The following is a 21,194-nucleotide window of genomic DNA, read 5'->3' as shown; positions in this document are numbered from 1 at the left end:
GAAGAAATACTATAGCTTCTCTCTACGACAATTTCATTTGGCCAGCCTTGGATGATGCCAGAGATGGTTATCATGTCTTAACTATCTCTAATTCTCAGGGAACAATATTTGTCGATGCTGCCAAGCGGACAATTGCAAATGCAACCTCTCAGAAGATTGCAGGTTGTTTCTTTGGTGGGGTTCAAGTTGCCCACATGATGGGATCCACAATCTCTAGCCTCAATGACATTCCTCTGTATGTCACCTTTGATGAAGATAGAGTGGTCAATTTGGTTAGAGAGGTTGCTCGAGCCTCTGGTGGAATCTCTGATGCTCAGGGTAATCCAGTCTTATCCAGATCTTTACTTGAACCTTTGGACTGGAATGTTAGGCTTGTGCCTCCTCTTGGCCCTGATGCTCTACCTCTTGACGGTCATAGATTTGACAACTTTTACCTCAATCGGAACTTCGAGGCTCGCCGGAAAATATTCCAAATGCTGGGGGATGCAGCAGAAACTCTCAATCCCACAAGCAATCAGTGCTTAGACCTTGAGATTGAGGAAATGGAATTCATTCCTCCTGCAACCTCTACAGGGCAAGCCAACTTGAAACTGAAAGTCCGCTTGCTGGATGCCCGCGGTCGAGTTGTAGAAGATGCCTCCGGCAAACGACCTCCCGTGCAGATCACCTTCCCTAGCATCACCAATGGTGAGCTTGACCCCGCAGAAGGGGAAACGGATGAAAAAGGCGAGTTCACCACCCAAGCCACCATCCTCAACCTGGACAGGCCCATCCAGGGAGGACGGGTCTACATGCAAGTTGATGCGCGGGCCGAATACCAAATTAAGGATGCACAAGGTCGGCCCATCGGGGATCCCCTTGTTGCCACAGACAGCAAACAGTTGAACTACACAGGCGGTTCTGGTTCCGGCTCTAGTGGCTCAGGGGGTTCTGGTGGCTCAGGCGGGGGATACTGTCCTCCGGGGGCCAATTGCGATCCGGATCCCTCCCAGGCGAATCCTGATGCCGGCAAAGCAGATGGGGTAGGGGATCCGCATTTGTACACCCTGGACCGGTTGCGCTACGACTTCCACGGGGTAGGAGAATATATCCTGAGCCAGAGTGTCGTACCCGAACTGGACTTTCAACTGCAAGCGCGCTTCCGCCCCTTCGGCAGCAGCACTGTCGCCAGCATGACTCGTGCCATCGCCACCCAAATGGGATCCCATCGTGTTGCCATCTACACCACCCCTGCCCCGGAACTGAGAATAGATGGCCAACTCACCGACTTACCCCCCGGTGGCTACCTGCTCCTCGCCTTAGCCGAACGCCCGCCCCAAGACCCAGAAGACGAAGACTCTGCATGGGAAACCCCCGACCCCAACTGTACCCCCGGCGGCTGCTACGGCTACGAACTCTTCCGTGGCCATCAGGGTGAGTACATCCTCAACTGGCCAGAAGGAGAAACACTCACCGTTCAACCCTACTTCCCCAACTCTGCAGCCTTTGCTCACCTGAGTTTTACCTTGGAGCTACCCCCCCAATACTTGGGACGAGTACGCGGCCTGTTGGGCAACTACGACTACAACCCCAGCAATGACCTGCAAAGCCGCAGTGGACAGCTAGTCTCCGAGACGGACTTTAACGGGCTTTACCCAGTCTTCGGTGACAGTTGGCGGGTCAGTCCTGCTGAGTCTTTGTTTGACTATGGCCCCGGAGAGAGCAGCGAGAGCCTGAGTAACCGGTCTTTTCCCAGTGGCTTTGCGGAGATTAGCCCAAGCCAACGCATAGGAGCAGAGCGCATCTGTCGGGATTCTGGGATCCAGTTGCACCCAAGATTCAGCTTGGAAGATTGCATTTTTGATGTTGCCATTATGGGTGGAGAGGCAGTGGCCGGGTATGGGGGCACTTATCGAACCACTGAGGCCGATGGCTATACCTTCACTCCCTTGGCCAGTGTCGGGCGAGTCAGAGACTTGGTGAAATCTGGCTCCGATTATTGGGTACTGGAAGAAGTTTGTAATCAATTTTCATTCAATACATGTGTGGATAGGAGGGAGAGAGTGAGTCGTATCACCCCTTTTGGAGGGGTAATTCCAGTGCTGGAGGCAGAAAAAAATGAATGGCCAGGCTATTCAGAGTGGTTCCGCAGAATCGGTGCATTTGAAGATGGGGTGATGCTGCTGAAAGGCACTCGGAGCTTTGATGCAGGGGTTGGAACCCGGAATGTGGGGGTTTTGAACAAAGTGAATGCCCAGGGCCAAGTCTCGACGTTTGTGGATGATCTCCCATTTGGGGCCTTCGGAAGAGGAACTGTAGAATACCTATCCAACCTCGTTCAGGTGGGCAATAGCGTCGTTTTCACCCGGTATAGCTTCCCGGTGATTACGGCTCGGCAAAGTCGGGATTGGCTGCGTTCCTGTTGTGGTCAGGAGTTGCTGCAGGTGGATGCCACAGGGCAAACCACTCAGGTGATGGATTTGAGTGCTTTTTTCCCGCCTGGGTTTTCGCTTATCTCGGATGACTCCGCAACCAAGCTCGTCGGGCAGGAGTATTATTTTCTGGCCAATAACCAAGGGGATCCAAGTATTCTCAAGGCCAATCCCAGTCAGGGGCTAGCGGTAGTGGTGGATGGGCGGGTGATACGAGAACAAAATGGTGGAGATTCTGTACCCATCCGGGATATTGACCTACAAGGAGCCAACTTAGTGGCTTTGTTGGGGCAGAGTCGTCTTTTGGAAGATGCAGAAGGGTCTTGGCGCAGTGGGTTGGCACGGGTGTCCCCTCAGGGATCCCTGAGTCCGATTTTCCGGATCCCGCAGGATTTTAGCTTGCAGCCGGAGAAGATAGTGGTGGAGGATGCGGGCTTTGGTTTGGTGGCCTGTCCAAGGCTTTCGAGTAACCAGCCAGAATTCTATTCCTGTGCCCTTTACCGGGTGACCCCTAGTGGAGGGTAGGAGCAAGCAGGAAGGCTTGGGCTATGACTTAGAGTATTTATTCACCCGCCTGCGACACGGTATGAACAACTTCCTCCTGTTGAAGAGCTTGCAGCGCCTGGGGCAAATGCTCCGCCAGCCGTGCCGGATCCACTCCCGTTAGGCCGCGTTCTTGCGCCAGATGGACAGCCGCCTGAGCATGCCACCACACCCCCGCACAGGCGCAACTGAGCAGGGCGGGAGCGTCCAAAGGTTGACCGGCTTGAGCTCTTCTTCGCGCCACTAGGCCCCCGATCAAACCGGTCAAGACATCGCCGCTGCCACCGCGGGCCAAAGCCGGTGTGCTTTCCGGGTTCACCCAGCATTCCCCAGTGGGAGAGGCGATCACCGTCCGCGCCCCTTTCAAAACCACCACTGCTCCACTCTGGGCTGCCGCCCTTTGGGCTGCCTCGATGCGATCCCCAAGCGGGATCCCCGGAAAAAGCCGCCGAAATTCCCCCAGGTGGGGGGTGAGGATGGCCTGGATCCCGTTTTCTGGCAGGCGCTCTACCCCCATCTCCGCCAGAGCATTGAGGCCATCGGCATCGATAACCCAGGGGATCCCGGCCCAATCCCGCAGCAGGAGTTCCAGCAGCGGTAAGCGGGTTTCTCCCAAGCCCGGCCCCACGGCCACCGCCTGAAAGGGTTTCAAGGACTTCGTCCCGCTGTCGCGATCAGCCACCTGGGGCAAAGCGGGGATCCCCTCCCAGGCATAGACCAAGACTTCCGGCAGGGCGCTGTGGATCACTCCTTTCAACTCCGCCGGCACCGCCATCGTCACCATACCCACCCCACTGGCGCGGGATCCCAGCCCCGCCAACAGGGCCGCCCCGGCATAGGCCGCCGAGCCTGCCACCCCTAGCAGGGATCCCTGGCGGTATTTGTGGGTATCCAAAGGGGGATCCGCGGGAAAGTGCTGCCAAGGCCGCAGCAACAACCGGGGAACCTCCACCTCTGGGTAGGCCCAAGGGGGGATCCCGAACTCGATGCGGCGCAGCCGTCCCACCCAAGGCAGAGCCGCTTCCTGCCACAGCCCCCGTTTCCAAAGGCCAAGGGCATAGGTATGGCTGGCGCGAATGCAGCAGCCCCAGACTTCCCCGGTTTGGTCGTTGAGGCCAGACGGCAAATCCAGGCTGAGGATGGGGATCCCACTGCCATTGGCCCACCCCACCGCCCCCGCCCAAGGCTCCCCCAAAGGCCGGTTCAGACCGATCCCAAACAGGGCATCAATTAACAAATCGCAATCGGCCAGCTCTTCAAGACTCTCCACAAACTCTGCCCCCAGCGCCTTGAGATAGCGGGCGTGGTCTGCCGTCAGGGGTTTGAGATCCGGCTTGCCCAGCCACACCTTCACCGACTTTTGGGCCAGCCATAGCTCCCGCCCGACCACCAACCCATCGCCACCGTTGTGCCCTGTCCCACAGAGGATGCCAATGCGCTGGGCTTGCGGAAAATCCTTCTGCAACTGAGCAACAACGGCCAGCCCCACCTTCTCCATCAGAGCGGCAACGGGCATGCCGGCAGAGAAGATCTGCTCCTCAATGCGCTGCATCTGCGCGGAACTAACCAAGCTGATGGCCGGATCGAACTGGCAACGAGAACCCATATCGCTACGCAACGCTGTTGCAACCGGCGGCATTGCTGAGGGGAGATGGCTCATGGCTAAGTTGCGCTAATCGAGCTTAGCTCTATCACATTCCCATCCGGATCCCGGACAAACACAGCCGCCCGCCCGGAAGCGCTCGGTTGCACCTCATACCCTTCCTGCCGCAGGCGAGCCTTCACCGCTTCCAAGTCATCTACCCCCAGCGCCACATGGGGATTACGCCCCCACTTTGAGGATCCCGTTCCGCTTCGCTGCCGTGGATCCATCAGCTCCTCGGCCACGATTAAATGAATTTGGGAGGAACCTACTTGATACCAAGCGCCGGGAAAGTTAAACGCAAACCGTTCCACCTTGGGGATCCCAAGCACCGTTCCGTAAAAATGTTCGGCTCTGGCCAGATCGCTCACCCAAAGGGCGGTGTGCAGGTGATGATAGGTTGGCTTTTGGGGGGCAGTCATTGTCTTGTTGGGAAATCTTGACCGTGGGGCTTTGCAAGGCCGACGCGAACATCAATATTTTCTCCGAACGGCAAGCCAAACCCGTAAGCTAAGGTGGAGCTAGCGCACCCGCGACAACCGTATCTTTGTTTTCGCACAGGGGTTGACCTATGGGATCCCGCACCAAGTTTTTCGGCACGGTCTTGGCCATGTTGGCCGTGAACAGCATCTACATGCAGTTGCAGCAGCTTTCCCTGAGGCTGGAGGAAAGGGATCCCGCCCCCTCTGAGCAGTCTTCTCCAGAGCCTCAAAGCAGCCAGGACTCCGTCCTGCTTCCGCGAGCGGAACGGCTGGATCCCTGGCGTCGTGTTGCCCAAGTCTTGCAGGGTCTGTGGCCCGGCGATGCGAGCTTGAAAGGACTCCGTTCCGCCAACGCGAACGGGATCCTGTCGCCAGAGTCCACGTCCCCCCTGGAGCCTTGAGTGCCAAGCTGAGAGGGGATATGACGCTTTGCAAAGGGGATCAAACCCCGTACCATAGAGGAGCAGGTTTCTCCGTTTCTCTGTTTTCAATCCCCAGGACTCACCATGGTGCAGCCGTCAGCGACCTCTGGGCAAAAGCCGATTGTGATCGCCCCTTCCATCCTTTCAGCCGATTTCAGCCGGTTGGGGGAGGAAGTACGGGCAGTGGATGAGGCGGGGGCCGACTGGATCCATGTGGATGTGATGGATGGCCGCTTTGTGCCCAACATCACCATCGGCCCGTTGGTGGTGGAAGCGCTGCGCCCGGTGACGTCCAAGCCCCTGGACGTCCACCTGATGATTGTAGAGCCGGAGAACTATGTGGCGGATTTTGCCAAAGCAGGGGCCGACATTATTTCCGTGCACGCAGAGTCCAGCTCCACCATCCACCTGCATCGCACCCTCAGCCAAATCAAGGATCTGGGCAAGCAAGCGGGCGTGGTGCTCAATCCGGCCAGCCCCCTGGAGCTGATCCAATACGTGCTGGAGCTGGTGGATCTGGTGCTGATCATGAGCGTCAACCCCGGATTTGGCGGGCAAAGCTTCATTCCGGCAGTGGTGCCCAAAATTCGTCAGTTGCGGGCCATGTGCGATGAGCGGGGCCTGGATCCCTGGATCGAGGTGGATGGCGGCATCAAAGCCAGCAACGCTTGGCAGGTGATTGAAGCAGGAGCCAACGCCATTGTGGCCGGTTCGGCAGTGTTCAAAGCCAAAGACTATGCCGAAACCATTCGCAGCATTCGCAACAGCCGCCGTCCCGAGCTGGTGACAGTTTAAGGTGACAGTTCATTTTGAAGGAAACTGCTCCCTTACTGAAATCCGGCTTGACCCCAGCGCTGCGCTGAGCCAACTCCTCACGTGCCTTTAGCGCAAAGCAGCAGCCCCTTTCTGGGCAGCGTAAGGCCCCGTCCCGCTGTTGACGGCAGTTGTGCCCAGGCAATGGGGAGGCCCATCGACGGAGGGGGGGAGGATCGGCTGGGGCAAAGTGGGGCTGAGAAAAGTCTGACAAAAAGGCACGCGGTTGCGCCGAATATCGGCAAGGTAGGGGGGAGGAATGGTGCCCAGATAGGCGCCCAGCACCTGCTGCTCGGGATCCTCTGGCAGTATTTGGTAATGCAACATCAGGCGATTATCGGGAAACCAGGCGCGGATAAGCCTTTGCAGGGCCTTCAAGTTGAAGCCCGGCTCTTCAGGGTTGCGAATCAGGTGCATTCCCGCCAGGCGCCCGCCGACAAAATAGGCTTGCACATAAAACCCACGGGCGTAGATGGGCGGCTCCGAGGAATTCTGGGACGGGGGAGAATCGGGCAGATAAAGAGCCTCCCCCCCAGGGCGCAGTTGCCAGCGGCTCCAGCGGGGATCCTCCCGCTCGCTAGAAAGGGTCTCCCAATTGTTGGCGCGGGCGTAGCTCAAGAAGCGCTCCTCGACCATGCCCAGATAGAGCATTTCCATTTGCAAGGGCAGCCGAGCCCGGGTTTGCAACAGGGGCAGAGTGCGCACTTCTCCCTGCTTGAGCACCAAGGTTTCCCCCAGCGCCGGGCAAGGGACACCTATGAGCATAGCCATCAGCAACCCTGTTCCAATTGCCCGTCCAATCTGGCTGAGGCCGCGCCTTGCGAACAGCTCTAGCCGGAGAGGTAAAAACTGCGCCACTGGCTGCGGCTGTGGCCCATTGCCCCTCAAAACCGTCGAAGCAGGAATGTAGGATGAGATCAGCACAGCAAAAAAGCAGGGTAGCAAGTAACCGATCCTAACCCAAAGAGACAAGGTTCTTCGAGAATCTTAATCTGGTCTCTGAGGAAAGTTGCTTGCCAGTCTGCCCTGCCGATGGTTTGGGTAGCGAATGCGCATTACCCTCGAGAATGGCATTCCCGCTGCAGCAGCTTCTGACCGGACAGAATGGCCGGGATTGATCGTCATTGCCGGCCCCACGGCCACCGGGAAATCTCGACAGGCACTGCTTTTGGCCGAACGGCTGGGATCCCCGTTGTTGAATGCGGACTCTCGCCAGGTCTACCGCGAGTTCGACATCGGCACAGCCAAGCCTACCCCTGCTGAGCGGGCTCTCTGGCCCCACGAGCTGATTGACTTTGTGGATCCCCGCCACACCTACACGGTGGCCGAGTTTCAGCAGGCGGCCCAAGCCCGCATCGCCGAGGCCCATCGGCAGGGACAGACTCCCATCCTGGTGGGGGGCACCGGTCTCTACATCCAGTCGGTAACCTCCGGCCTGGGGATCCCTGCTGTACCCCCGCAGCCCCAACTGAGAAGACAACTGGAAACTTGGCCCCCTGAGATCCGCTACGCCTGGCTGCAGCAGTTGGATCCCGTTGCCGCCCAGCACATTCATCCCCATGACGCGGTGCGCACGCTGCGGGCTTTGGAGATCGTTTACGCCACTGGGAAGCCGGCTTCCAGCCTAAGGCGGGCTCATCCCCCCCATTACCCCATCTTGATCCTGGGGCTGCGCTGCCCAATGCCCCGTTTGGAACAACGCATTGCCCGGCGCACGGCGGAGATGATGGAGCGGGGGTGGATCGAGGAGGTGAAAACCCTGCGGGAGCGCTATGGGCCCCACCTGCCCCTTTTGAATACTTTGGGCTACGCGGAAATCGGCGCTTATCTGGAGGGGCGGATCCCGGAAGCCGAGCTGCAGCCCCTGATTGTGCGGCGCACCCGCCAATTTGCCAAGCGGCAGATGACCTGGTTCCGGGCCCTGCCAGGGATCCAGTGGCTGGACTGCGAAGCTGAGGATTTGCCGGAGCAGATCTGGAAGCAGGTCAAGGCTTGGATGGCAGCTCCGACCACTGTTGAAACCAGTCCCGCCGCCGCTGAGCATCGGCTTTTCGATCCGTAAGGATCTCCAACACCCGCACCCCTTGGGCAGGTAAGGGATCCAGAGCTTCGGCCAGCTCCTGCCAGCTTTCCACCCGCCGGTGGGGAATGCCGTGGGCTTGGCAGAGGAGGGCAAGATCCACCGACTGGGGAGTAGCAAAGTAGGGCTCAAAGGGCGGATCTGGCCCTTGACGGCCCACTTCAGCAATGGGCAGCAGCTCGAAAATCCCACCCCCCTGGTTGTTGATGAGGAGAATGGTCAGGGATCCCTGCAGGTGAGGGCCAAGCCGCAGGCCGCCGCAGTCGTGCAAAAAGGCCAGATCCCCGGTTAGCAGCACCGTTGGGCGTTTGTGAGAGCCGTGGGCCACCCCAAGGGCGGTAGAGAGAATGCCATCGATGCCGTTGGTGCCGCGGTTGAAGTAGGGCCGGATGCGGCGGTCGTTGGGGGGCCAAAACCACTCCACATCCCGCACCGGCGTGCTGTTGGCAATGAATAGCGGCGTCTCTGGCGGCAGGTGGCGGGCCAGCCACCAGGCAACCTTGCCTTCAAACCACTCCGATAGGTCAGTCATGGCCTGGTCTAGGGCAGCACGGATTTGCGCTTCGGCTGTCAGCCAGCCCTGCAGAAAAGTTGTTCGCTTGGCCGGCGCTTCCGGGATCCCGGCGACCCACTCCTCTACGGCGAAAGGCAAGTGGGTGGTGGGGTTGTGCAGGGGATCCCCATTCTCAGGGCGGGGATCCAACCGCCAAACGCGGGGAGCAACCTTGGCCAGGGTTTGCCGCAGCGCTTTGCTGGTGGGCAGGGATCCCAGTTGGATGACTTGCTCCGGCCAAAGCTGGGGCCGATCCCGCTGCAGGATGAGATCGTAGGTGGTGATGAGATAGGGGTTGAGGGAAGCGTAGTTGCGCAGGGGAGAGAGCCCCTCGGCCAGAACCGGCCACCCCAAAGCCGTCGCCAAACGGGCCACTGCCTCCACATAACGCTGGGGATCCGCCGGTTGAGCCGGCCCCGCCAAGATCACCCCCCGCTCACAGCTGCGCCACTCCTGCCAAAAAGAAACCGTCTCCGTCTGAAAAGGGCTCCGCACCGCCTGCAAGGAAGAGCCGGTGCATGGCGGAACAACTCCACGAAAAAAGGTCTTCTCAAACTCCGGATCTTCCTGTAGATGGAGCAGCGGCGCAGTGCTGCCGTCAGCAATGGGAGCCAGGGGATCCCGGAAGGGCACATTCAAATGCACAGGGCCGGGGAAGGGGTAAAGGGTGCGCTCCCAGGCGTGAACCAGGGTCTGGCGCAAGTAGGCCAGGGCTTCTGGATCCGCGCTGGGCAGGGCCAACTCCGCCTGCCAGTTGGGGTAATGGCCGTAGAGCTTCACCTGGTCAATCGCTTGGCCGGCGCGGCAGTGGCGCATCTCCGGGGGCCGATCCGCCGTCAAAACCAAAAGCGGCCAGCCACTTTCTGCCGCCTCGATGAGAGCTGGGAAAAAGTGAGCGCCAGCGCTGCCGGAAGTACACACCAGGGGGATGGGCTGCCGGGTTTGCTGGGCCAACCCCAGAGCAAAAAAGGCTGCCGACCGCTCATCCAGCACCGGGATCGCCTCGATGTTGGGGTGCTGGGCCAGGGCGTAGGTCAGGGGGGCTGAGCGGGATCCCGGAGACACCACCGCTAAACGGCAACCCAGCCGACTCAAGGTTTCGGCCAATAGGGATCCCCAGAGGGTGTTGAGGTTGCGCCAGTCCAGCCGCCTCGGCAGGACAAAGTTTTCACCGGTCACAGCGGAGACAAGGTGTTGAGATCGAATCGGGATCCCGGCGGCAAAAAGTGAATGCGGGCATTGTGCAGCCGAAAATACTCATCCGCTGCCGCCTCCTGAACGGTCGAGTACAGTTGCGTCCCGTCCACAATCGTCACCGTCCCCAAGCCGATCACCTCCATCACATCGTCGGCCTGGATCACCACCGCCGTATTCTCATCAATGCCGATACCCAAACATTGGGGATAGTGGGCCACCGCCGTGACCAGCCGCACCAGGCGATTGCGCTGATGGAAATGTTGATCGATGATGACGCGAGGCAAAAGGCCCAGGCCTGTCTTCACCGTTACAATTGCCGGCGTGGGCGGTTCTCCGCTGTAGCCGCGGGAGATCATCTGCTGCCCCAACGCAGAAGCTCCGGCACTGGTTCCGGCAATTACCGTCTGCCCCCGCTGCCACTGCTGTCGAATGGCCTCCATCAGCTCGCTGTGGGCCAGCACCTCCGCCAGCCGCTCCTGATCCCCACCCGTAAAGTAGATGCCGGTGGAGAAGCGGATTTTCTCAACGTTATCGGGATCCCTTGCCTCCATCGGGCTGCGGATATCCAGAACTTGGAGGCTGGCTGCCCCCATCTGCTGAAAAATGTTGGCGTAGATCTCCCCCAGCACCGCCGGGATCCCAGAAGCCGCGGGCACGATGGTGATGTGGGCAGACTTTCCCCCCGCTCGGCGGAAGAATTCCCAAAGGATGTGGCGCTCATTTTCCTTGTCCTCTGCTCCCCCGACGGCGATGATGTCGGAACGGGCGGTGATGGGATCCTTCACAGTAGGGCGGCTTAGGGGTTGGGCGTCGTTTGTCGGCGTGGAAGGAACTCCATTCCACTCCAGCTCACGGTGGGCGGCAGAAACATCAGGCAAATGGGGCATGGAGCGCGAGGAAGATTAAAATGAGCACATTTCACTTTCACTATGCTACGGCTTGGAATTCGGTTTGGCGCAGCTCAATTCCAGATTTCACGGAAGAGTCAGGGGTTGGTTAGGGGTCTCAAAAGGGGGAATAATGTTCATAAGAACACCCCTCGTCTCGTCCTTCGGTTCACCCAGCAGGAGCATCCATGGCCAGAAAACCCGACGGATATCTTGTCCACATCATGCTGGAAGGTGGACAAACCATGCAGGTACGGGTCAAAGAAGCCAGAGAATACACGGAGTTGATCAACAACCTCATGGTGGGCGGCGAAGAGTTCATCACCTTGCCCAAGCAAATGGACAATGAGTACATGATCGTGCGTCCTCAACGGGTGTCCGGCGTGTCGGTGGAGGCGATCTACGCTTCCAGCGTTGGCATCGACCTATGAAATTGGGGATCCCTTGCCCAAAGAACGGAATAGCTGGGGATCCCAATACAAAACCCCCGCCACCAGAGCAGGGGCTGCCAGAGGGCTAGACCCTGAAGGGCCTAGAATCCATGGCGTTGGTAGGTCGCCCTTGTGGAGGCAAGATCACCTTGTCGATCACGTGGATGACACCGTTGGAAGCTTCAATGTCGGCTGTTACCACATTAGCATCGTTGACCTTGACACCATCAGCCAAAGAGATTTCCACAGGGGATCCCTCGACCGTAACCACTTCCCCAGCTTCCAAAGAGGTGGAGAGAACTTTGCCGGGCACTGCATGGTAAGTGAGAAATCGAAAAAAGTCCCCGAAAAAGATGTTTCTACTGCCCCAAGATGCTTTCTTACAAAGGCTGCGGGGGTATCTTCCACTAAGGTTAGATTTGCAACAATCATCGCAGGGTGGTGGTGAGCAATCCAAAACAGGCTGAAAAAGGATCCCTTGAGGCTGAGGGATCAGTTACGTTTGTCTGCATCTATAGTCATTCTGATTCAAACTAAAACGCTGCACCCACACCTGAAGCGTTGAATGCGCGGGGCTGGAAGACTTTTCTTGGTAGCTCAGGCGTCTCACTCTAACCTGAAACGACTGTACTGTTTTGTTTGCTCGAGCTGTCTATCCAGCGGCAGCACAAAAAATAACACCCTCACGGTGCCGAGCAAAGGGATAAATGAGTTAACGAGCTCGTAATAATCCTGGCAGTTGTGCTTACTCTTCTTCCGGCTCGAAGTCTTCGTCGTAGTCGTCCCCGATCAAATCGTCGATATCATCGATATCTTCTTCCAAAGCCATCTCAGGGACTTCAATAGGCTGCTCAATCAACCGGCCCTCTTTGCGCAACCAATCGAGAATGGAAAGGCTGCTGGGGGAGGGCACCACCGTTGGCGGTTGATCGCGGGGCTCTTCGCGCAGAGAGGGATTGTGGTAGTACATGCCGTACGGAAAAAGGGCAGTTATCGACGAGGAATGAACTCGGCTTGGATTGATCTCCTCTCAACCGAGGGACGCGGGCTTTCCATCGATATATCCCTCAGTTTAGCCTATGCCTGCCACTCCTGCAAAAAGCGGCGCAGCACCCGCTCCAGTTCAACAGCCCGCGCTGCCTTGAACAGCAGCCGATCCCCGGCTTGCACGTGATGGAGCAAGATTTCCAGCAGTTCGGATACCTCCTCGCAGCGTTCTGTCTGGGCTGCCGGTTTTTGGTCGAGCAGCGGTTGCATTTCTCCTTCGGGATCCAAGAGCAAGATCCGATCCAGCCCCAGAGGGGCAGCCGCCCGACCCACCTCTGCATAGAGCTGAGGCGCATGCTCTCCCAACTCCCGCATCGGGCCGAGAATGGCCCAGCGCCGTTTTCCCGGGGTTTGGGCCAGCAGGTGTAGAGCCGCGATCATCGCTTCCGGCGAGGCGTTGTAGGTTTCGTCCCAGATTTCCACATCTCCTGCCAGCTTGAGATGGCGGTTGCGCCCCTCCAGAGGGGTAGGCAAGGCGATGGGTTCTCGGAGCCGCTCCCAATCCAGCCCCAAGCTGCGCAAAGCAGCCAGCACCCCCATCCAGTTGAGGGCATGGTGTCTTCCCGGCAAGGGCACCGGCAGCGTTAGGCCCTCCACGGTTACCGTTTGGGCTTGGGGATCCCATTCTCCTCGTAAGTCCCCCCGATCCAGACCATAGGTAAGGGTTTGTCCCGACCACAGGCTGGCGGCGGTAGACAACAGCAAGGGATCTTCTCCATTCAGCAGAGCCACCCCCTGCCCTAGCTCCTGCAGCAGCTCGCACTTGGCAGCAGCAATGGCCGCGCGGGATCCCAGTCTGCCGATGTGGGCGGTGCCAATATGGGTGATCAAGGCGTGGGTGGGCTGAGCCATCTGAGCCAGGCGGCGAATTTCTCCGGGGCCTCGCATGGCCATTTCCAGAACCACAAACTGATGCTCCGGTCGCATCTGGAGCAGGGTTTGAGCAACCCCGATGTCGTTGTTGTGGTTGGCCTCACTTTTGAGAACTGTGCCGTAGCGGGATAGGGCAGCCGCCAGCATTTCCTTGGTGGTGGTTTTGCCTGCTGAGCCCGTGATGGCTACTACGGAGGGGGGAAACTGCTCCCGCCAGCCTCTGGCAATGCGCTGGTAGGCAGCTAGGGTATCTGAGACTTGAAAATGGGGCCCAGCCACCGGACGCTGGCTGATGACGGCAACGGCCCCCCTTGCCAAAGCTTGTGGAATAAAGTTGTGTCCATCAAACCGTTCCCCCCGCAGCGCCACAAAGACTGAGCCTGGCTGGAGTTGGCGGCTGTCGGTGCAAATGGCCCGAATGGGAAACCGCAGCAGACAGGGATCCCCCTGCAGAGGAGTTTGCAGCAGGTCGGCCACAGTTTGTAGAGTCAGCATGGGGCAGAAGGTTGGTCTAGAGCCCACAGTGAGAAGTGAGAAAAGAGAAACGAGAAAAGAGCAGCGAGTGGTGAGAAGGAAGTATGAAGTATCCTCACTCCTCACTTCTCTCTCCTCACTCCTCTCTCCTCACAGCCTGGCTGCAGCGTTTCGATCCCAGTCGGGAGGGCGATGATGGCCTCTTTGGCCATGCCGATGAACAGGCCATGTTCCACAACCCCCACCGTCCCTTTGAGTTGATCGGCGATCTTGGCAGGATCCGCCATGGGGCCGAATTGGCAGTCGAGGATGTAGTGCTGCTCGTCCGTCAAGTAGGGATCCCCGTTGGCATTCCGCCGTAAGGTGGCTGTGCACCCCAGAGCCTCTACCCGCGCCAAGGTGGTTTTCCAGCCAAAGCGCACCACCTCTACCGGCACCGGGAAGCGAATGCCCAACTGCGGGACTTTTTTAGAGGCATCGGCGATGATGATCAGCTCGGCAGCGCTGGCCTCCACCAATTTTTCCCGCAACAGGGCCCCTCCTGCCCCTTTGATCAGGTTCAGGGATCCCACTTCAATCTCGTCGGCCCCATCGATGGCCAGATCCAGGCGGGGCTGCTCCTCCAGGGTGGCCAGCGGGATCCCCAGGGAGCGGGCCTGTTCAGCCGTGCGCTCGGAGGTGGGCACACCGAGGATCTGCAGACCCTCGCTTTGCATCCGCTCTGCTAGGGCGCTGACAGCAAAGGCGGCTGTGGATCCCGTGCCCAGCCCCACCACCATTCCCGACTGCACCTTTTGAACTGCAGCTCGGGCTGCCGCCTGTTTCAGCTCATCTAAAGACTCGGTCCCGCTGCCGCCAAGGGTAGTCATTCCCAGCTCCTCTCCCGTGGATGAAGATCCTACCAAAGTGCTTTGCACCGCTACCGCCCGCTCCAGCTAAAACCCTCCGGCGCTGCCACCACCCGACCGAAGAGATCATAGGGCTCGGCGTGGGTGATCTGCACCGGCACCAGGGATCCCAGAGAGCCCTCCCCACGCACGTACACCACCCCGTCCACTTCGGGGGCAAAGCGAGGGGAGCGGCCAATCCACTCGCCGGTTCTGGGGTTTTCCTGCTCCAAAAGTACAGGTACCACTCGGCCCACTTGCTCGCGGTTGCGGCGGAAGGCAATGCCTTGCTGCAGTTGCATTAGACGGGCGCGGCGCTCTTGTTTGACAGCCTCTGGAACCTGATGGGGGAGGTGGTAGGCAGGGGTGCCCTCTTCGGGAGAAAAGGTAAACACCCCCACATGGTCAAACTGATGGCGCTGGACAAAGTCTAATAGATGCTGGAAGTGCTCCTCCGTCTCCCCAGGAAAGCCGACGATAAAGCTGGTGCGCAGCACGGCATTGGGCAACGCCTGGCGCAGCCGCTCGATCACCCGGTCGTTGACCTGCCCTTGCCAGGGGCGATTCATGGCCTTGAGGATCTCAGGATGGCTGTGCTGTAGGGGCAAATCCAGGTAAGGCAAGAAATTGGGAGTTTCTTGGATGGCCTCCACCACTGCAGGCGTGATGCCGGTGGGGTAGGCGTAGAGCATGCGGATCCAGGGGATGGGGATCTGGCCCAGGGCGCGAATGAGATCTGCCAGCCGCGGCTCCCCGTAGAGGTCGATCCCGTAGTGGGTGGTGATCTGGGAAATTAAAATCAGCTCCTGCACCCCCTCTTCGGCCAGTTGTTCTGCTTCCCGGAGGATGGACTCGATGGAGCGAGAGCGTTGGTCGCCCCGCAAGTGGGGAATGATGCAGAAGGAGCAGCGGTAGTTACAGCCCTCAGCTACCCGCAGGTAGGCCACCGGCGCATGGGTGGTGCGATAGCGAGGTACGGTCTCGTCGGCAATGTAATCCAGGCTAGAAGTAACGGCATTGACCCGCTCTCCCCGCTCCACCCGCTCGATGATTTGGACGATCTGGTGATAGTCGCCCGTACCCACGATAGCCACCGCCTCCGGGATCTCCTGCAGCAGCTCCTCCTGGAAGTGCTGCGCCAGGCAGCCGGCAATGATGATCTTTTTGCCTTGTACCGCCAGCTCCATCAGGGTGCTGACCGACTCCCGTCGCGCTGCCTCGATGAAGCTACAGGTGTTGACAATCACATAGTTAGCGCTCTCTTCGTCCCCATCCACCCGGTAGCCCGCTTGGGCCAGCAGGCCCAGCATGTGCTCGGTGTCCACCCGGTTTTTCTCACAGCCCAGGTGCAAGATGGCAACGGCCGGGGCCTCCGGCGCCAAACGGGAGGGGCTGCGGAAGGGCGTAGGCAGGGTGCTTTCTAACCGGTTCATCAGGAGGCCAAGAAGCTGGCAGAAACGGACAACAATCGATGGGGCTTTCCTATTCTAGTCCCAGTTGGATTTCCCCTCGCTTTTGCAGGGGGGCAGCAGATGGCCCTCTGTTTCTAAGCCCAAGCGGCTAGTCCTAAAATTGCGTCCACACCAAGCCCACCGACACCACCACTGCCAGGCCGCTGGCCGCCCAGCTCCAGGGATCCCCGCCAGCCGCCGTCGGAAACAGAGGCGCTTGTCCATAGCCCCGCAGGCGCAAAGCCTGATAAACCCTCTGCGAGCGCTCGTAGCTGCGCACCAACAGGGTGCCCACCGAAGCAGCCAGGAAGGGTAGATCTTGTCTTAGAGACGGCCCAGGACGCCACAGGGATCCCCGCGGTCGCCAACCCCTCAGCCGGGCTGCCCGTTGCATCTGCTGCCACTGAGCGGCCACCTCCTGCAAATAGCGCTGGGTGAGCCAGGCCAGTTCCAGCAGGAGGTCTGGGATCCCCAGGGCCCGCAAAGCTGCCAACAGTTCCGATGTGGGGGTGGTCTCCAGCAGCAGCATCGTGAGGGCAAATAGGGCCAGCCCTCTCCCCCCAATGCGAAGCGCCATCTGCAGCCCCTCCCAACGCAGAGCCAGGGATCCCCAGCGCCACAGGATGGTTTCCCCCGCCCAGAAGGGAAGGATCCCCATCAACCCTGCCACCAACAGCCCTGGGGCTGCCAGCCGCCTCAGCCCGAGGCTCCAAGGCAATCCCGACAGGCTCCACAGTCCAGCCACCAGCGCCCAGATGAGCGGCAAGAGGGCCAGGCACCTCACCGAGGCGAAAGCCGCCATCAGCGCCATCAGGCCCAGCACCTTGGGCAGAGGTTGCCACCGGTGCAGCCAGGAAAGGGGTTTGGAGGGGTGAGGATGGGATTGTTGACCGCGCCAGCAGCAAGGGATCCCTGAGCCGGCTTCATCTCTTGCCATACTCTCCCAGCAGCGCCGGTTGTACCCGCTGCAAAAACAGCACCACCCAACTGGCGAACAACCCCTCCACCACCATCAGGGGGATGTGGGCCACCACCAAGCTCCCAAGAGCCAGACGACCGGCTTCTGTGGAGAGGATCCCGCTGCCAGCGTCAACCACAGCAGCCATGACCACCCCGTAAAACAACAGCACTGCTAGACCCACCCCAACCGCTCCCGCCAAGAAGGCAGACACTCCGGCCCCCATCACCCGACGGCCTGCCCGAAAAATCCCACCGGCCAGGAGCGCCGGGATCCCCATAATGGCGGCGTTGATGCCCAATGTGGTCAGGCCCCCATGGCCAAAGGCCACCGCCTGAAAAAACAAGCCCACTACAATCGCCGGATAGGCCAAAGCCCCCAACATCAGACCCATCAACCCGTTCAGCACCAGATGCAGGCTGGCCGGGGGAAAGGGCAGGTGAATCGAAGAGGCCACAAAAAAGACAGCCGTGAGCAAAGCCGCTTTGGGCAACTGGTCGCGACAGCGTTGCGTAGCAATATGGCGGGGATCCCGTTCCCACCAAGGACATTGCTCGGCAACGCCGGCGCGACGGAGAAGCCGCAAGCTGTAGCTGGTGATCAGGGCGGTGATGCCATAACCCCCTAGCCAAAGCGGTGCTGGCAAAATGCCATCGCTGATGTGCATGGTCAGTCCTACTCCAGAGCAGAGGAGCCAGCCTGGGAGCCTGAGATTCCTGACCCTGGAGATCCCGAAACCGGTGGGCTCTCCACCGCTGCGTAACCAGATTGACGGGGCCTGGAGAAGAACAGAGCTGTGCCCAGACAGCCCCAAATGACACAGGCGGCCATAACCCCCCGCTGCAAAGGCCCAAAGGGTGGGGAAGCGCTGGGGATCCCTTCTGTCTGAGGGAACTCCTCGCCCACCGGCACGTTGACCAACACCCCATGCCCCGCCTGGCGAATCCGCACCTGCCAGAGGCCCGTCAGGTTGGGATCCGGCTGCAGCAGAAATCGTCCCCGCGCATCCGTCTGTCCCTCCTGCCAAGGGGTAGTGGGATCCGTTGGCGCAAATACCGTCACCCGGGCGGATCCCATCGGTTCCCCAGAATCGTAGCGGGCCTGGATCTCAAAAGCGGGAACTGCCCGCCAAGAGGCCTCCACCCCGTGGCCCCAAGCGGGAGCAGACAGGAGCAGGCCGAAAGCCAGCAAGCTCAACCGTGCTCCGCATCGCTGACGCGACGCCGCAATCAGGCTCAGTCGGCAGGAAGGGATCCAAAGTTTTGGCCAGACTCGGTTCATTGGTTAGCTGAGGACAGACGACAATCTCTACGCTCTGCAGGCGACCGGTCTTAGAAAAGCCAAGACTTCAGGGCGAAGACTCTGTCTGGGCAGGGCCAGAGGCAGCGCGGCAGTGGCCTTCCCCCACATGGCCCAAGTGGTGCAGGATCTCCAATACGGCCTTAGCCGCAGGGGATCCCTCCTGCAGATCCCCCCAGTCCACTTCCAGAAGGTCGGATCCCCCCCCAGTGCTCCGCGCCGCTGACGTGGCCAGCCGCTGCTCCAGGGAGACAGGATCCAACTTCACCAAAGGGGCAAACCCCAGAGCTGCTTGATTGAGGCTGTCGTTGGGGGGCAAGCTTCCATCTCCAAACAGGTGGTCGAAATGGAAGGTGACCTCCAGATCTGCCACCTGGCCGACGCGCACAAAGCCTTTGCGCTCCTCCCCCACATACTCTCCGCAGGTGAAGGCCACCTCAGGGCTGAACTTGAGCACAAACGGCATCTCCCCAGCCCCTTCCTTTATCGGTCGGGCTTGGCCTTCGATCCAGAGGGAATAGCCCTTTGCCGGCCCCTCCAGTGCTGGCACCAGCCGCCACCCCAGGGCGTTGTAGTGGCCAGGGGGTGCCTCTAGGGATCCCAGTAAGGCCCGCTCCGCCGGGGGAGCCGTGATCAAATCAACCGTGATGGGGCCGGAGAGGCTGACCAATGCCCGTGCCAGCAAATCTGCATTTCCTTCCGGATCAAAGGGCGGATCGGTTTGGTAGGCGGTTATGTCCGCCAGCGTCACGTACACGTGCTCAAAGCTCAGTTCCCAGCCGTCTTTGGAGACAAACCCCTCCCGAATGAAGTCCTCGCCGTTGGCCCAAAACTCCAGAGTACCCATCTCTGCCTTTGCTTGGGCTAGGGGTGCTTCCTGCCTGACCTTTTCCGCTCCAGCGTTAGAAGCCGGTCGGCAGGCGCCTAGAGAGAAGGCCAACCCAAGGGCCAGAAAGGGTAAAGCTAACCCCTTGCCCCAGGGATCCCTTGTTGAAGCACTAAGCCGAAATGGAGTGTGTTTCACCAGTTCCCCTGCCAAGGACTCGGTCCCGATGACGCAAACGGCACTGCTCTACCGAAACACAGGCTTCCCTGGTGTTACAATCCCCCACCAGGGCATCTGTAGGGCTATGCCTATGGCAAGGGCTACTCCTGCGCCAGATTCCCCGCCCGCACCCAACCTTCCTGCCCATTCTGACGGCGGATGCGCTGCCAACGGCCATCTTCGCTGAGGCCCAGCACCGTCACCACCTCGTTCATAGGCACACCGCCAATGTAGGTTCCCTCCCGCTCTGGAGTGGCCCGCAGCGCCAGGCCAATGGGCTCGATCACCCGTCCCCGCTCACCTGGGGAAACCACTGCTGCCGTGGGGGGTCGAGTCGGCAAAGGAGTTGATTCAGGGTTGGGTTCAACCGTGGGAGCTGGAGAAGTTGAGGCTGAAACACCATCCACAGGGCCCAAATTGCCGGCGCGCACCCAGCCCTCTTGTCCGTTCAACTCCCGCCGCACCCGCTGCCAACGACCATCGGCGCTGTACTCCAACACCGTCACCGTTTCCCCCACCACAATTCCCCCTTGGTAGGCTCCATCGGCAGAAGGTTGGCTGCGGATTGCCAGGCCAATTGGCTCGATCACCCGCCCACGGCTGCCGGGGGGAAATCCCTCAGGGTCAACAGTGCCTGCAGCAGGGCCAGAGGGGGGAGAGGGAAAACTGGCTGGGCGGGGCAAGGGATCCAAGCGCACGGCCTGCGGAAATTGAGGCGGGGCAGGGGGGGCCAACATGGGGGCGACGAGCTGCCACAACTGCCAACCCAAGGCGGCCAGAGCCCCAACCGAGACACTCACCACCACCAAGGTGCCCAAGGGAAAACCGCCAGAAGTAGGAGAAGAACGGCCTCGCATCGGGTAGTTAGCCATCCGAAATACCTTCCCGCAATGCTGCAGGCAAGAATCCCCAGAGAAGATGGGATCCCCGTCAAAACCGGGGATTTACGAAAGCCAGAGCACGACTGCTGCGCAACGTTGACGTGATTGCATCCCAATGTATCGTGTTCCGCAGCGCTCTTGCTAGGCCTGTGCAGAGGAACCGCAACGCTGACGGGGCGACGCGACCCCAGAGGGCAAGGGCGTCGGAGATTAGCTTCTACTTATTGGTGTTGGTGAACTTATTCTGCCAGTCGGTCGTCAAAATCTCTCGGCCAAATACCCATCCTGCCAGAAGGAGGGGCAATGCCAAGCCCAGAAAGCCAAAAAGACTGACCACCTGAGCCACTTGCCGCTGGGCTTGTTTTCTCCTGGGATCCGGGATGTTGTTGGCAGCCAGCACCACTTTAGAACAAAAAGCCACCACCACCGCCCCCACCGGCCCCAAAACCAAAGAGGGCCACAGCCAAGCCTCCACTTGCGAGAATGCGTAGGCTCCGGTAAAGGGGATAATCACGAAACAAGCCAACTCTAGGATCCCCCACGTGAAGAGGGCCAACCAGACATCTTTGCGGAAGACTTCATCGGGATTGGTGTACATAAGCCTCCGGGATAAACCGCCCACACTAAGGCCAGACCTCGAGACAGGAACGGAAGCGCCACGGCTTCCAGATTAACTCCAGGTGCAAGGATCTGCTTGACGGATTTCCTCTGCCATTCAGGCAACTCAGCTAGAAATCGCAGGAGCCCCGCACTGTACCCGTAGGGTCAGTGTCGGGAGGAATGCGGAAGTTATGATAGAACCATGACCCAAGTCCTGA

At 59.6% G+C, this 21,194-nt stretch carries 21 protein-coding genes; 5 read left to right on the top strand and 16 right to left on the bottom strand.

Translation table 11 applies throughout. From position 1 onward, the window contains the following. The first annotated feature begins 542 nt into the window (after positions 1–542). Positions 543–2,936 (top strand): VWD domain-containing protein, encoded by a 2,394-nt coding sequence (locus ACVWZU_RS05240; RefSeq protein WP_457439557.1) that lies wholly within the window; start codon positions 543–545, stop codon positions 2,934–2,936. A gap of 37 nt (positions 2,937–2,973) precedes the next feature. Here the strand turns inward: ACVWZU_RS05240 and ACVWZU_RS05235 are convergent, their stop codons facing one another. Continuing rightward, positions 2,974–4,560: an NAD(P)H-hydrate dehydratase gene (locus ACVWZU_RS05235; RefSeq protein ID WP_457443732.1), complete on the bottom strand. Its 1,587-nt coding sequence runs from the start codon at positions 4,558–4,560 to the stop codon at positions 2,974–2,976. Between the two features lie 56 nt (positions 4,561–4,616). Next, entirely contained in the window at positions 4,617–5,018 is a 402-nt protein-coding gene (locus tag ACVWZU_RS05230; protein WP_457443730.1) for a VOC family protein, read from the bottom strand. A gap of 149 nt (positions 5,019–5,167) precedes the next feature. On the opposite strand from ACVWZU_RS05230, the gene ACVWZU_RS05225 reads away from it, so the two are divergent. After that, positions 5,168–5,479 (top strand): hypothetical protein, encoded by a 312-nt coding sequence (locus tag ACVWZU_RS05225; RefSeq protein WP_457411225.1) that lies wholly within the window; start codon positions 5,168–5,170, stop codon positions 5,477–5,479. A gap of 105 nt (positions 5,480–5,584) precedes the next feature. After that, a complete protein-coding gene (gene rpe / locus ACVWZU_RS05220; protein WP_457443728.1) occupies positions 5,585–6,295 on the top strand; it encodes a ribulose-phosphate 3-epimerase in 711 nt (236 codons plus the stop codon). Positions 6,296–6,382: 87 nt separating this feature from the next. Here rpe and ACVWZU_RS05215 read toward each other — a convergent pair whose 3' ends face one another. Next, entirely contained in the window at positions 6,383–7,084 is a 702-nt protein-coding gene (locus ACVWZU_RS05215; RefSeq protein ID WP_457443726.1) for a hypothetical protein, read from the bottom strand. A 277-nt stretch (positions 7,085–7,361) separates the two neighbouring features. Here ACVWZU_RS05215 and miaA point away from each other — a divergent pair, with 277 nt between their 5' ends. Next, positions 7,362–8,375 (top strand): tRNA (adenosine(37)-N6)-dimethylallyltransferase MiaA, encoded by a 1,014-nt coding sequence (gene miaA, locus ACVWZU_RS05210; RefSeq protein ID WP_457443724.1) that lies wholly within the window; start codon positions 7,362–7,364, stop codon positions 8,373–8,375. Here the strand turns inward: miaA and menD are convergent. Together menD and ACVWZU_RS05200 are read right to left on the bottom strand one after the other, a co-directional pair. Next, positions 8,299–10,125 (bottom strand): 2-succinyl-5-enolpyruvyl-6-hydroxy-3-cyclohexene-1-carboxylic-acid synthase, encoded by a 1,827-nt coding sequence (gene menD, locus ACVWZU_RS05205; RefSeq protein WP_457443722.1) that lies wholly within the window; start codon positions 10,123–10,125, stop codon positions 8,299–8,301. The two genes, miaA and menD, sit on opposite strands and share 77 nt — an antisense overlap. Beyond that, positions 10,122–11,030, bottom strand: a complete 909-nt coding sequence (locus ACVWZU_RS05200) for a cyanophycinase (RefSeq protein ID WP_414342426.1) — start codon at positions 11,028–11,030, stop codon at positions 10,122–10,124. Before ACVWZU_RS05200 ends, menD begins: the two co-directional genes overlap by 4 nt. A gap of 188 nt (positions 11,031–11,218) precedes the next feature. Here ACVWZU_RS05200 and ACVWZU_RS05195 point away from each other — a divergent pair, with 188 nt between their 5' ends. Next, a complete protein-coding gene (locus tag ACVWZU_RS05195; protein ID WP_011433628.1) occupies positions 11,219–11,461 on the top strand; it encodes a hypothetical protein in 243 nt (80 codons plus the stop codon). 85 nt (positions 11,462–11,546) lie between these two features. Here ACVWZU_RS05195 and ACVWZU_RS05190 read toward each other — a convergent pair whose 3' ends face one another. The 11 genes from ACVWZU_RS05190 to ACVWZU_RS05140 all read right to left on the bottom strand — a co-directional run bounded on the left by ACVWZU_RS05190 (position 11,547) and on the right by ACVWZU_RS05140 (position 20,974). Beyond that, on the bottom strand, positions 11,547–11,918 hold the full coding sequence (locus ACVWZU_RS05190; protein WP_457443720.1) for a fasciclin domain-containing protein: 372 nt from the start codon (positions 11,916–11,918) through the stop codon (positions 11,547–11,549). Positions 11,919–12,206: 288 nt separating this feature from the next. After that, positions 12,207–12,431 (bottom strand): DUF3134 family protein, encoded by a 225-nt coding sequence (locus ACVWZU_RS05185; RefSeq protein WP_457443718.1) that lies wholly within the window; start codon positions 12,429–12,431, stop codon positions 12,207–12,209. A gap of 107 nt (positions 12,432–12,538) precedes the next feature. Further along, positions 12,539–13,876, bottom strand: a complete 1,338-nt coding sequence (locus ACVWZU_RS05180) for a UDP-N-acetylmuramoyl-tripeptide--D-alanyl-D-alanine ligase (protein WP_457443716.1) — start codon at positions 13,874–13,876, stop codon at positions 12,539–12,541. Between the two features lie 101 nt (positions 13,877–13,977). Beyond that, positions 13,978–14,724, bottom strand: a complete 747-nt coding sequence (rpiA, locus tag ACVWZU_RS05175; protein ID WP_414374597.1) for a ribose 5-phosphate isomerase A — start codon at positions 14,722–14,724, stop codon at positions 13,978–13,980. Positions 14,725–14,774: 50 nt separating this feature from the next. Further along, a complete protein-coding gene (gene rimO / locus ACVWZU_RS05170) occupies positions 14,775–16,175 on the bottom strand; it encodes a 30S ribosomal protein S12 methylthiotransferase RimO (RefSeq protein ID WP_457443714.1) in 1,401 nt (466 codons plus the stop codon). Between the two features lie 133 nt (positions 16,176–16,308). Beyond that, a complete protein-coding gene (gene cbiQ, locus ACVWZU_RS05165) occupies positions 16,309–17,130 on the bottom strand; it encodes a cobalt ECF transporter T component CbiQ (RefSeq protein ID WP_457443712.1) in 822 nt (273 codons plus the stop codon). Then, a complete protein-coding gene (gene cbiM, locus ACVWZU_RS05160) occupies positions 17,117–17,818 on the bottom strand; it encodes a cobalt transporter CbiM (RefSeq protein WP_414330636.1) in 702 nt (233 codons plus the stop codon). The genes cbiQ and cbiM overlap by 14 nt, the downstream gene beginning before the upstream one ends. 8 nt (positions 17,819–17,826) lie before the next feature. Further along, positions 17,827–18,348, bottom strand: coding sequence for a hypothetical protein (locus ACVWZU_RS05155; protein WP_457443710.1), 522 nt, complete (start codon positions 18,346–18,348; stop codon positions 17,827–17,829). Between the two features lie 151 nt (positions 18,349–18,499). After that, positions 18,500–19,297 (bottom strand): DUF4382 domain-containing protein, encoded by a 798-nt coding sequence (locus ACVWZU_RS05150; RefSeq protein ID WP_457443708.1) that lies wholly within the window; start codon positions 19,295–19,297, stop codon positions 18,500–18,502. Positions 19,298–19,596: 299 nt separating this feature from the next. After that, a complete protein-coding gene (locus ACVWZU_RS05145) occupies positions 19,597–20,367 on the bottom strand; it encodes an SH3 domain-containing protein (protein WP_457443706.1) in 771 nt (256 codons plus the stop codon). A 226-nt stretch (positions 20,368–20,593) separates the two neighbouring features. Beyond that, positions 20,594–20,974, bottom strand: a complete 381-nt coding sequence (locus ACVWZU_RS05140) for a hypothetical protein (protein WP_414342412.1) — start codon at positions 20,972–20,974, stop codon at positions 20,594–20,596. Between the last annotated feature and the right edge of the window lie 220 nt (positions 20,975–21,194).

Source organism: Thermostichus sp. MS-CIW-26 (genome assembly GCF_054059115.1).
This window is presented reverse-complemented; position numbering and strand designations above follow the sequence as displayed.